The sequence below is a fragment of the Natronolimnobius baerhuensis genome, assembly GCF_002177135.1.
GTDB lineage: Archaea > Halobacteriota > Halobacteria > Halobacteriales > Natrialbaceae > Natronolimnobius > Natronolimnobius baerhuensis.
Genome location: NZ_MWPH01000002.1, coordinates 233,105 through 244,982, shown reverse-complemented (window position 1 = coordinate 244,982; position 11,878 = coordinate 233,105). Strand labels below are relative to the sequence as shown.

Here is an 11,878-nt window from a genome sequence, read left to right as displayed (position 1 = left end):
CGACTCTCTGTCATAAATAGGTGACGCGAGCGCTCGAGTCCGGTTACCGACCGCGTTCTTCGATTTCGAACGCGTAGGTGGCGCTGCCACTGCTTGCGTGTACTCGCAGTCCGAGATGCTCGTCGCCCTCGAGGTCGAGGGTGAGTTCGCCGTCCGCAGATAGCGACTCCTCGTAGGACCACCGATCCGGCACACTGCCGTCAGTATTTACGTAGAGTGTGACCGCAGCGTCGCCGGAACTCTCGAGCGTGATCGTCACGCCACAGGGGTTCGCCGTTCGCAGCGCGTACGTGTAGTCGTCGCTGTCGCCCCACCAGTTGCCCTCGAGTTCTCCCTCGGCTGCTGCACCGTCGGTTTCGGTGCCACAGCGGGGCTCGTCATCGCTATCGTCTTCATCTGGCTCGTCCTCGTCTTCGTCTCCGTCCTCGGGTTCGTTTTCGCCACCGTCGCCGCCAGTTTCGTCGATGATTTCGTCCGGTGTCAGTTCCTCGCCATCGAGTTCGACCCACATCACGTCGGGTTGCTCGAGGTCAAGTGAGTGGATCGGCCCGGTCACAGTGAACGAGTCACCGTGGCCGCCACCAGTGATTCCGCCGGCGTGGACTGGATCACTGTCGTCGTCGATGAAGTCCTCGCTCGTGTAGGTGCCACCTTCAATCGACCCGCCGGACGGACTCTCGTACGGCGCGTCGGTGAACTCGACGGGACCGGCCGCCGTGAACTCGTAGCCGGCGTTGCTGGCGTTTGGATCCGTGATAAACGCAAGGAGTCGCTCTATGGGGTCGACAGCATCGTCATCGTCGTCGCTCCCACCAGTTTCCTCGATGACTTCCTCGACACTCATCTCCTCGCCGTCGAGTTCGATCCACATGACATCGGACTGCTCGAGGTCGATATCGATGACTGCACCGTCGACGCGGAAGGCATCGCCGTGGCCGCCGCCGGTAATGCCGCCGGCGTGGACGGTGTCGCCGTCCTCGTCGATGAAGTCCTCGCCGGAGTACGTTCCACCCTCGATAGAGCCGCCGGATGGGCTCTCGTAGGGAGCCTCGGCGAATTCGACAGTACCCTCCGCCGTGAACTCGTAGCCTGCGTTTCTGGCGTCTGGGTCCGTGATGAACGCGAGGAGACGACCCGATTGTTCGTCCTGTTCGTCGTCATCGTCGGATTCGTCTTCCTCGTCTTCGTTCCCGCTATCCGGTGTCTCTCCGTCGTATCCCTCGGGAACGGTCGTGACGGCTTGCCCAGCATCGACGCGGCCGTCGCCCTGTGCGTTCGCAGAGAGTCCAACGTCGACCGCTGTCGACTGCAGGTGGTTGCGCAGTTCGGTCCCGGAGAGGTCGGTATAGGCCGATAAGACCAGTCCGGCAACGCCGGCGACAACGGGTGCTGCCATCGACGTGCCCGACATTCTGGTGTAGTTGTCCCAGGGAACCGCAGAGATGAGACGCGAACCGGGCGCGGCGAGGTCAATATCGGGGCCGTAGTTCGAGAACGACGAGCGCGAGTTGTTGCTGTTCAGTGCGGACACCGCGACAACTTCGTCGTAGGCTGCTGGGTACATGACGCCGTAAGAACCCGAATTCCCGGCTGCACCGACGAGCAACACGTCGTTGTTCGCGGCGTACCGGCAGGCCGATGCGAGCGTGCGGAAACTGCTCGAGGAACCCAGCGAGAGGTTAATTACGTCTGCGCCGGCGTCGACTGACCACTGGATCGCATCGGCGATGTCCGAGAGCGACCCGCGACCGCTTCGGTCGAGCGCTCGAGCGGAGAGCAGCGAGCAGTTGCTGATTCCGGCGTGGCCGGTGCCATTGTTCGTCCCGGCAGCAGCAATCCCGCCGACGTGAGTGCCGTGTTGTTCGTCGCCAGCGACCGGGTAGGGGTCGCTGCCACGGCCGACGAAGACGTTGCCGTGGTTCGAGACGCTGTCGTCCATATTGTCGGCCAGCACTGGATGATCGTACTGAATGCCCTGGTCGACAATCGAGATAACGACGTCGTCGCTGCCGAGTGTCGTCTCCCAGGCCTGTTCGCAGTTGACCTGCTGTGGTGCATGTTGTTGACCGTAGTAGGGGTCATTTGGCGTCGCAAGCGCCTCGAGCGTGGCGTTTTCTTCGACGTACTCGATCTGGTCGATGCCCTCGAGCGTGTCGATGATCGTTTTGCGTGCTGACTCGGGCGTTGATTCGGGAAGTGAGATGACCGCGTAGTGGATCGTCTCGTTCGTGTGTTCGATCCAGGCGTCGCCGGGAATTTCGGGACCGACTTCGGCTTCGATATCTGAGACAGACGGGGAGATACCGATGAGCAGTTCGTCTTCTTTCGGACCGGGGTCGCGCCCATCGTCGTCGGCACTGACGAGGCCAGTCGATGCGAGTAAGCCGGCCATCGAAGCCGACCCGGCACCCGTCAGAAATGAGCGGCGGTTGTATTCGGTGTCGTCGTGAGCCTCCCCATCATGGGGATCGTTCTGTGCCATGAGACGAAAGTCATCAAAACCTGAATGTAGTAAACGTTTATCGAACTTGAGTGTATTTATTCGGCGTATTATTCGAACTAGACGTCTAGAATGAGAAATAAATCAGTAATAAAGCGTGACTCTGTACACGTCGGTCTCTATACGACGTCAGTTCCCCGACAAAACCCGGCAAGGGTTTCCTCGACATGTGTGTCATGTTCACAGTGGACTGTATCGCTGTAACGCAGATTCTCAGGAGTCAATAGAACGCCTCACTCTGGCGATTTTGAGTACTGAATCTGGCGCGCGGGCCGTGGCTCAAGCGGGACGGTGACGGCCGTTCCGTCACACCTATCTCTCGGCCCCGGCAACTTCTCGGCATGTTTGATCAGGTTCGTTCCCGTCTCGGTCTCGAGGCGGAAACGCAGTCGCCACCCTCGGTCGGTCTCTTCGTGGACGGACCGAACGTCCTCCGAGAAGAGTTTGATGTTGATCTCGATGAGCTTCGAGCTGTCGCCCAGGATCTGGGCCGCGTCGGCGTTATCCGGCTCTATCTCGACGAACACGCCACACCGGGACTCATCCAGGCCGCTGAAGCCCGCGGCTTCGAAGTGATCGTCACGAGCGGCGATGTCGACGTCAAACTCGCGGTCGACGCCACTGCCCTCGGGAGTGCCGGCACCATCGACCGCCTCGCAATCGTCTCGAGAGATACGGATTTCAAGCCAGTCCTCGAGCACGCGGGTACCACAGGAATCGAAACAATTGCAATTGCACCGGGATCGTACGGTCGCTCGGATGCCCTCCGGAACGCGGCGGACAAGGCGGTCACAATCGAGGAGTAACTCGTCTTGCGCGTTGGTGAGACAGCCCACACCGTGTGAACCGACTCGAGTCTTTATGCCGACACCTCTCGTTCGAGTACCTATGGACACGGTATCACACCGCAATCGGGAGACAGCCTATGACTGGGTCGATCAGGGCGGGAACGGCCCGACGCTCTGTTGTATCCACGGAAGCGGCGGCCGCCACGATGTCTGGTCGTTTCAACACCGTCTGGCGGACCGCTACCCACTCGCAGCAGTCGACCTCAGCGGCCACGGCGACTCTGACGATATCGATGCGTCTGCAGGGTATTCGACGCTTTCCGCCTACGCCGATGACACCTTGGCCGTCGTCGAAGACACCGACGCAGACGTCCTCGTTGGCTCCACTCTCGGCGGTGCTGTTGCCATGCACATTCTACTTGAGCGGTCCTACAGCCCTGACGCCGTCGTCTTGACAGGTGCTGGCGCACGACTCGGCGTCCTTGAGGATCTGCTCGCGTGGCTCGCAAACGACTTCGAGCGGGCAGTCGAGTTCCTCCACGGCGAGGATCGACTCTTTCACCAGCCGGCCCCGGAACTCCAGGCCGATTCGAAAGATCGCTTCTATGAGTGCGGGCAGGCCGTGACCAACCGCGACTTTCGAACCTGCCACACCTTCGACGTTCGCGACCAACTCGAGGAGATCGAAGTGCCGGTCCTCGCCGTCTGTGGCGAATACGATCAACTGACACCGCCATGGTTCCACGAGTTCCTCGCAGACGAGATTCCCGCCGGCGAGTACGCCGAACTCGAGGATGCAGCACACTTACCGATGCTCGAGCAACCCGGTGCGTTCAACGACGCCGTCGTGGACTTTCTCGAGCGAGTGTGTTGAGTTGGAGTGAGCATCTACCCGCGGTGGCATCGATTTCGACCCGCGGAGCGATGTTGCACTTAACTGTCTATCGGCCGCCTCGAGTCCGTCTCATCGTCGGGAACCACCTGATCTGCAATCGATACGTCGCCGTATCGGAGGCGGACCCAGAGGCAGATGAGGGCGACACCAACTACCAGTCGAACAATCCACAACTCGACACTGACAGCGAGCGACGGCGTCGTGGTCCACTCGGCGACGACGATCGAGGGAAGCGTCAGTTCGGGGTCAGCGGAGACAGGTGACTGCATAACCGAGAGAATCGCCACCCCACCGAAGTGGACGCCGATCGGGAGTCCGAGCTGTCCAGTAAGTACGTATGCCGTTGCGAACAGAACACCGCCGACGGCGCTCGTAATGACGGCTGCGAACCCGCCGCCGAGCAGATGTATCGCCCCGAATAGCGGGAGGCTGACCGCGATTGCACCGAGAACGGCCGCCGTTCGCTCGAGAGTGCGCGCGTGGAGTCCCTCGGCCGCAGTGGGAATAAGAATCGCACGAAAGACCACTTCCTCGAAGGCGGTGTTGCTGAGATAAAACAGGACGAAGACCAGCAACACAGCCGGTGCCAGAATCGTCCCACCGACACCGATACCCGTCAGCTCTACGCTGACAGTCGAGTAGCCACGCAAGACGTGATAGCCGACTGCACCCACGCTGGCGAGGGCACCAATGAGTGCGCCTGCGCCGAAATCACTGACCCATCGACTGGAAATCGCAAATCCGTAGCTACGAACGTATCGGTGGTCGAGACGCGCAGCGACCACGATTCCCGTGATCGCCGACAGTGCGATCAGCACTGTCAGTGTCGCCAGCCCGGTTACGGTCGCGATAACGGTTGCCGTCCCCGTCGTACTCGTCCCGGCGACAGCACCCATAGCACTCTCGAGAAGCAGATGACTAACGAAATAGACTGAAACTGCGACGACGAGCGGGATGAGTGCCCGCCATGTCGCGCGCAACCGTGTTTCGCTCGAGGCGTACAGGAGTGTGCCAGCAGCGGTTCGGTTGGGATCGGTATTGCTGTCGACTGTCGAGTCAGCCATAGAGGGTGTACGAAATAGACATCCAAATACCGCCTATCACAGCTTCAAACGGAGAACCTGTGGGTGATAACAGAAATGGGGCAGACTATGTATAGCCGGGTAACCGCTGTCAGGGCTCCATCGTAATCGCATAGAGGATGCTCAAAAACGCGAAGACGTTCGTTACTTGGTAGATAGTAATCGTCCAGAACTGAGAGATGTCGACGACCCTCGTAATGACCGTCATCGCGAGTTCGGGAACAATGATCGCGGCAAACCCGAGCGCGAGAAACAGCATCGGGCGGCTCTGATTCCGGCGATAGCCCTGTAACGCGATGATGATAATCGCAAGACCAAGCACGGTTAGGATAACAAACAGGCTGCTCTGTACAATGGCTTCGAACGATAGATTGATGGTTGGAATCATGCTCACAGTTCCTCGATGAGTCTGGTAAACCGGTCCGCCGGTGTGTCTGTGCGTTCGATCGACAGTTCAAACCCGTCTTCGGTAAGTGTGACCGACAGTCGGCGCACGTTCGTTTTGTACACCTTGTAGTGGTTACCATCACGCTCGGGAACGGTCGACGCAACCACTAAATCGTGCTCGCGAAGCGTTTCGAGGCGACGATAGATCGTGACTGTCGACACGTCACAGTGGTCTGCAAGCGCGCTCGCCGAGACGGGGTCTGACTGTGCGTGAACGAGGATAGAACGGGCAACAGCATCTTCGAGAACACTGCCGATTGTTTCGACATCGCACTCCTCGCTCATATATAGAACTCCGTTTTGTGCGTCGTAAGGTAAACCCCACAGCTTCAGGGCCTGAAGTCGCGGGTAAGACGAGGTATGGGAGACGAATAGCGGCGCTCTGAGACCATCGGTCGAATCACACGTTCCGTAGTGGAGTCGCTCGCGGGATGGAGTCTCTCCTCGCACTCGAGAAGAATCGCATACGTGTCGGCCGCCGAATTTCCGGCCGCCTAGTCGACCGTCGTTCCCGGCTCTCCACCCTCGAGAAACGCCTTGATGTCCGCGAGGCCGAAAATAGACGCTGACGCCTCGAGTTCGAGGAGGGTCTGGACTTTTGCGGCCATACCGCCGGTGACGTCAGTCGATTCACTCTCGCCAAGGACGGACGCAACGTCGTCGAACGCTGTGATTTGCTCGATGACGGCATCATCGTCGTCCAGCACGCCCGGAACCGTTGAACAGAGTCCGACGCGGTCGGCCTCGAGTGCCGTCGCCAGTGCGGTGACGAGTTCGTCGCCGCTGACAACTGTCACGCCCGCGCCCGCATGAGCGACGAGGTCGCCGTGGAGGACGGGGACGAACCCTTCCTCGAGCAGCGTTTCGACCTGGCCGGTCGGGAGCGTCAGATCGCCGTCGGTGTCGCGGTGGGCCGCCGAGAACGGATGCACTGGGACTGCAGGCACGTCGTGTTCAGCCAGTCGGGTGAGGACGAATTGGTTGAGCGTCGTCATCGCGCCGTGGATGTCGAAGACGGCAGCCGTGTCGTGGCTTCCCTCGGTCGTCGTCACGCCGTGTTCGCTTGCGTTGTGGTGGCCGAAGCTCCCGCCGCCGTGGACGATCACAAGTCCCTCATCGCGTTCTTTGGCTGCATGCGTCACAGCAATTGCCGCTGCAGCCTCCTCGAGTGCCGCGCCGTCGAGCGTTTCGGGCCGATCCTTGTCCGTGATTGCGCTGCCGCCGAGTTTCAGGACGATCATTCGAGCCGTTTCACCCCTGTTTCGGCGAGTTCGGCGCGGAAGGCGTCCTCACAGCCGGGTGTAAACGAGAGCGCTGTCTCTGTTTCGGGCGTCGGATCGAGCGCCACGATACAGCCACCCCCGCCTGCACCCGTCAACTTCGCGCCGTGGGCACCTGCATCGCGAGCCCCCCAGACCATCGAATCAAGCGATCTCGAGGAGACACCCAGCGCCGACAGGAGGCCGTGATTGAAGTTCATCAGCCGGCCAAGTTCCTCTAAATCACCTGCAGCGAGCGCGTCTTCGCCGTTGCGGACGATATCGCCGATAGTTTCGACGGTGTCGGCCGCAAAGTCGTACTCCTCGCGCAGGTCGCGCACGCCAGAGACCAGTTCACCGGTGTCGCCCGCCCCGCCGTCGAAACCGATGACCAACGGGAGGTCGGGTGCGTCGATTGCCCGGCAGTCGTCGCCCTCCACGCGAACCGCGCCGCCGGTCGCAGAACAGAATGTATCTGCACGAGAGGCCTGTCCGTCCTGGACCGCGTGTTCGGTTCGGTAGGCACGCTCTGCGATTTCGTCAGGCTCGAGCGTGACCCCGAGTTCCCGCGTTGCGGCGTCGATGGCGGAGACGACGACTGCAGCGGACGAGCCTAGCCCTGCCCCGAGCGGGATGTCGCTCTCAATCGTGACGTCGAAGCCAATATCGTCCTCGTCAGTTACGTCGTATACCTGTTCGATTGCGCCGTCGACGTACTGTGTCGCCGCCATCAACAGCGATTCCGGCGCGTCGACGTGTGGGTGCTCGCCGGCCGTGCCGTCATACTCCACGGTGAACCCGTCCAGGCTGAGATCGTCCGCGTGGACGCGTAATTTCCCGTCGGTTCGTTGCTCGGCGGTGACCTGGGCCCGTACCTCGATTGCACACGGGACCGCAGGCTCGCCATAGACCACCGCGTGCTCCCCGAACAGATAGACCTTCCCGGGAGCGCTCGAGACTGTCATACTCGGCCGTTCGGCCGACGACGGTTAATAGCTATCTTCTCGAGCGTGCGAGTCGTGGACTCACCACACGACAATTGAGTATTCGAGGGTGTTATCCCTGGGTGGTTCCGAACGGGGATATGGACCGACGTACGTATCTTGGACTGGTCACAGGAACTGCAATCGCCAGCACGGCTGGCTGTCTCGATGGCGACGATGGGGCTGCTGACGACTCGAGTGACGATACTGACGAGTCGGCCGAGACAGATGAGTCAGGTACCGACTCAGTCGGCGAGTGGGCCGACGGTCACATCGAGTTCGGTCTCCCGCCGTTTCAGGACGCCGAAGACCTCGAGACACAGTACGCTGGCACCTTCGAGTGGCTCGCCAACGGCTTCGACGGCGTCGACGAGGTCGAGGGCGTTCCAACGACGAGCTACGCCGGCGTCGTCGAGAGCGTCGTCAACGGCCACACTGAACTCGCGAATCTCTCGCCGTTTATCTTCGTCCTCGCACAGGAAGACGACGTTCACCCGCTGGCGATTAACTGGTCACACGGCTCGGACTCCTATCACACCTACATCGCGACGCGAGCAGACACCGGCATCGAGACCATCGACGACCTCGAGGGCACGACAATCGCAATGGTCGATCCGATGTCCGCAAGCGGTGGCATGTTCCCTCGCTACCGGCTGAACGAGGCTGGCCTCCACGCGGGCGACCTCGAGACCGAACCCGAAGACTTCGACATTCAGTGGGCCGGCAGCCACGACGCCGCACTCCGCGTACTTGAGGAGGGCCACGTCGACGCCGCAGCATACGGCGATTTCGAGCATCCAGATGACGATGACATCGTCAAGATCGCCGAGAGCGACCCGATTCCGTTCGACGTGATCGTCGCCAAACCCGACACGCCCGACGACGTGCAGAACGAACTCGCCGACCGACTGATCGAAACGCCCGAGGACGCACTCGCGGACCACCGCGTCGACGAGTACGGCGAGTTCGATCCCGACCTGTACGATCACGTCCGCGACATCGCCGAACAGATGGGTCTCGATATCGAGACGCTCGACGACGCCGAAGACGACGACTAATACGCGGGCCTACTAACCGCGACGTACTCACACGCAATGCTCTCCGTCACCGACCTCACGAAACGCTACGGCGACCACGAGGCGTTCGCCGACGTTTCGCTTGACCTCGAGCCTGGCACGCTCACGATCCTCATCGGACGCTCGGGTGCCGGCAAGACGACGCTCCTGCGGTGTCTCAACGGCCTCGAGGAGCCAGATGCAGGCCGGATTCGACTTGACGGAGAACCAATCGACCCAACCGACGTCGCGCTCGTCTTTCAGGACGGTGCTCTTCTCGAGACGAAATCCGCGCTCGCAAACGTCCTCGATGGCGGTCTCGGTCGCGAACCGGTCTGGCGGGAACTGCTCGGCTGGCACGACCCCGACGAAAAACGCGCCGCACTCGAGCGCCTGCATGCGGTCGATTTGGCTGGGTACGCGGACCGTCGCGTTGGGGACCTCTCCGGCGGCGAGCGCCAGCGCGTTGGCATCGCCCGCGCGCTCCAGCAGGAGCCGCGAGTAGTGCTCGCGGACGAACCCGTCGCCTCGCTCGATCCGGAAACCGCGCGTGCCGTCCTCGAGCGCCTCGCAACGGTCGTTTCCGAGCACAACCTGATCGGCCTCGTGAGCTTGCATCAACCCCAACTCGCCGACGGACTGACGGACCGATATCTCGGCCTTGCAGATGGCCGTCTCACGCTCGATGCGACAGCAGATGAGGTCGATCCCGAGTGTCTCGAGGAGGTGTACGAGTCCGATGTCACGGCGTGATCGACCAGCGAACGGGGCCGATGAACCGGGCGTCGACGAGGAGTTCGACCAGATTCAACAACGCTGGCGACGACGCATGCTCGGGCGCGTCGCTGCCGTCGTGGGCCTGCTCGCACTCGTCGTCGCAACCGCGCGCTGGCTCGGATTCGACCTCGCGTATCTCTGGGCTCACCGAGACAACCTCCGAGATGTCTTACTCGAGGAGATGCTCGCGCCCGGCCAACTCTGGGCGCAACTCCAGGGTGACGCCTCGACACTCGTCCCGGCCACGCTCGAGACGCTCGCGATTGCAGCCGTCGGCACGGCACTCGGCTTGCCGCTCGCGTTCTGTCTTGGGATTCTCGGTGCGAGTAACGTGACGCCGCGGGTCGTCCACGAACCCGTCCGGCTCCTGCTCGGCGGCGTGCGTGCCGTGCCCAGCATGGTCTACGCACTCCTATTCGTGATTCTCGCCGGCCTTGGCCCCGTCGCTGGCGCACTCGCCATCGCCATGGGAACCATCGGCGACCTCGGCCGCCTCTTTGCCGACGAGATGGAAGAAATCGACAGCCGGCCAGTCGAGGCCGTCACCTCGAGCGGTGCGGGACTCCTCGCGACGACCTCCGCCGCCCGGATTCCACAGGTTGCAACCGCCTACGTCGCCTGGACGCTCTTTTATCTCGAGCTCAACGCGCGCAAGAGTTCCGTGCTCGGCATCGTCGGAGCCGGCGGGATCGGCTACCCGCTCATTATGGCGTTCAACGCGCGCAACTACACGCGGGTGATGGCCGCTATCGTCGCAATTTTTGTGCTCGTCGTTGGTGTCGAGTTCGTCGCGAATCGACTGCGTGATCTGCTCGATGCGGATCGTCAGACATCCCACTGACTCTCACCAGCACCTCGAGAGTGCGGACCACTCGAGCGAACCGGTGTAGTCGGATTTAAGCCACCGTCGTCCAAATCCCGAGCCATGTCGCTCGTCCTGCCGAACGAACTCGTCGTCGACCACTTTCTCCCGACAGTACGGGCGATGCTCGCGACGCGCCTGTCTGATCGCGGACTGACCCAACAGGAAATTGCAGACGAACTCGGCGTTACGCAAGCCGCCGTCAGCAAGTACGTCAGCGGCGACAGCGGCGGTGACGACCGATTCCGAGACCATCCCGAAACGGTCGCGACCGTCGACCGCATCGCTGATGGCCTCGCAGGTGGTGAGATGGACGGCTACGACGCCCTCGCCGAACTGCTCTCGCTCATCCGCTCGCTCGAGGACCGCGGCCCGATCTGTGAACTCCACGAAGAGCAGATGCCCGAACTGCAGGGACTTGGCTGTGATCTGTGCGTTCGTGGACTCGACCCCAGCGTTCGAGCTGAACGCGACGTGCTCGCGACCGTCCGAACCGCTGCGCGAACGCTCGCTTCGATCCCGGAGATGGCTGCGTTCATCCCGAACGTTGGCACCAACGTGGGGATGTGTCTCCCTGAACCGCAAGACGAAACCGATGTCGCTGCCATTCCCGGCCGAATATACGCAATGGGCGGGCGCATCGAAATCCCTGCAAACCCCGAATTTGGAGCCTCAAAACACGTCGCCACGGCTGTCCTCGCAGCCAATGCTGTCGATGCAGATGTTCGAGGCGCACTCAACGTTGCAACCGATGAACGCATTCTCGAGGCCGCCCGTGAGACCGGACTCGAGCCACTCGAGTTCGATGCAGACTACGAGGATCGACACGCGCATCTCCTCGAGCGATTCACAGAGTCGGATGGCGTCCCGCGAGTGGCCTACCACCGCGGCGCGTTCGGCATCGAGCCGACGACGTTCATTTTCGGGGCAACGGCCGCCGACGCAGTCGACTTGCTCGAGTCACTGCTAGTAGATGATTCGTCGCTCGCTGTCGATAGCGCTTGACAACGCACAGAATAGTGTTTGGCTTCGTGTGCCGGTTACAAGAGTGTAAGCAGAATCCGAACCGGAATCCCAATCGCAAACAGCGCGACCAACGCTGCCGTCGCGAGAAAGACCGGCGTCGGCATTTTCCCCTCGTCGAATTCGAACAGTAGATCGACCATACCCCGGTTTCGGACGGCCTGCAGGTAACTCCTTCGGACAGTACTGAGAGCGACTCGAGTGATG

General features: G+C 61.4%; 13 protein-coding genes. 6 read left to right on the top strand and 7 right to left on the bottom strand.

The window, feature by feature from the left end:
- Window positions 1-43 precede the first annotated feature (43 nt).
- A complete protein-coding gene (locus B2G88_RS07440) occupies window positions 44-2,482 on the bottom strand; it encodes a S8 family serine peptidase (RefSeq protein ID WP_087714426.1) in 2,439 nt (812 codons plus the stop codon).
- Between the two features lie 359 nt (window positions 2,483-2,841).
- On the opposite strand from B2G88_RS07440, the gene B2G88_RS07435 reads away from it, so the two are divergent.
- The gene (locus B2G88_RS07435) at window positions 2,842-3,306 is read left to right on the top strand and encodes an NYN domain-containing protein (RefSeq protein WP_087714425.1); all 465 of its coding nucleotides are present in this window, start codon (window positions 2,842-2,844) and stop codon (window positions 3,304-3,306) included.
- Between the two features lie 82 nt (window positions 3,307-3,388).
- On the top strand, window positions 3,389-4,162 hold the full coding sequence (locus B2G88_RS07430; RefSeq protein WP_054863718.1) for an alpha/beta fold hydrolase: 774 nt from the start codon (window positions 3,389-3,391) through the stop codon (window positions 4,160-4,162).
- 59 nt (window positions 4,163-4,221) lie between these two features.
- On the opposite strand, the gene B2G88_RS07425 is transcribed toward B2G88_RS07430, so the two are convergent.
- From B2G88_RS07425 to mvk, 5 genes are all read right to left on the bottom strand, one after another.
- Window positions 4,222-5,247 (bottom strand): CPBP family intramembrane glutamic endopeptidase, encoded by a 1,026-nt coding sequence (locus B2G88_RS07425; protein WP_054863717.1) that lies wholly within the window; start codon window positions 5,245-5,247, stop codon window positions 4,222-4,224.
- Window positions 5,248-5,356: 109 nt separating this feature from the next.
- Window positions 5,357-5,653 (bottom strand): DUF7521 family protein, encoded by a 297-nt coding sequence (locus B2G88_RS07420; RefSeq protein ID WP_054863716.1) that lies wholly within the window; start codon window positions 5,651-5,653, stop codon window positions 5,357-5,359.
- Window positions 5,654-5,655: 2 nt separating this feature from the next.
- Entirely contained in the window at window positions 5,656-5,997 is a 342-nt protein-coding gene (locus B2G88_RS07415; RefSeq protein ID WP_054863715.1) for a winged helix-turn-helix domain-containing protein, read from the bottom strand.
- A 209-nt stretch (window positions 5,998-6,206) separates the two neighbouring features.
- Window positions 6,207-6,953, bottom strand: a complete 747-nt coding sequence (locus tag B2G88_RS07410; RefSeq protein WP_054863714.1) for an isopentenyl phosphate kinase — start codon at window positions 6,951-6,953, stop codon at window positions 6,207-6,209.
- Window positions 6,950-7,936, bottom strand: coding sequence for a mevalonate kinase (gene mvk, locus B2G88_RS07405; RefSeq protein WP_087714424.1), 987 nt, complete (start codon window positions 7,934-7,936; stop codon window positions 6,950-6,952). Before mvk ends, B2G88_RS07410 begins: the two co-directional genes overlap by 4 nt.
- A 119-nt stretch (window positions 7,937-8,055) precedes the next feature.
- On the opposite strand from mvk, the gene B2G88_RS07400 reads away from it, so the two are divergent.
- The 4 genes from B2G88_RS07400 to B2G88_RS07385 all read left to right on the top strand — a co-directional run bounded on the left by B2G88_RS07400 (window position 8,056) and on the right by B2G88_RS07385 (window position 11,653).
- Entirely contained in the window at window positions 8,056-9,012 is a 957-nt protein-coding gene (locus tag B2G88_RS07400) for a phosphate/phosphite/phosphonate ABC transporter substrate-binding protein (RefSeq protein ID WP_087714423.1), read from the top strand.
- 36 nt (window positions 9,013-9,048) lie between these two features.
- Entirely contained in the window at window positions 9,049-9,762 is a 714-nt protein-coding gene (locus tag B2G88_RS07395; RefSeq protein WP_087714422.1) for a phosphonate ABC transporter ATP-binding protein, read from the top strand.
- Window positions 9,749-10,627, top strand: coding sequence for a phosphonate ABC transporter, permease protein PhnE (gene phnE, locus B2G88_RS07390; RefSeq protein ID WP_054864002.1), 879 nt, complete (start codon window positions 9,749-9,751; stop codon window positions 10,625-10,627). Before B2G88_RS07395 ends, phnE begins: the two co-directional genes overlap by 14 nt.
- An 84-nt stretch (window positions 10,628-10,711) precedes the next feature.
- Window positions 10,712-11,653 carry a thiamine-phosphate synthase family protein gene (locus B2G88_RS07385; RefSeq protein WP_087714421.1) on the top strand — a complete coding sequence of 314 codons (942 nt, stop codon included), beginning with the start codon at window positions 10,712-10,714 and terminating at the stop codon, window positions 11,651-11,653.
- A 35-nt stretch (window positions 11,654-11,688) separates the two neighbouring features.
- Here B2G88_RS07385 and B2G88_RS20065 read toward each other — a convergent pair whose 3' ends face one another.
- Complete coding sequence (locus B2G88_RS20065; protein ID WP_281253855.1) at window positions 11,689-11,814, bottom strand: hypothetical protein; 126 nt, start codon at window positions 11,812-11,814, stop codon at window positions 11,689-11,691.
- Window positions 11,815-11,878 lie beyond the last annotated feature (64 nt).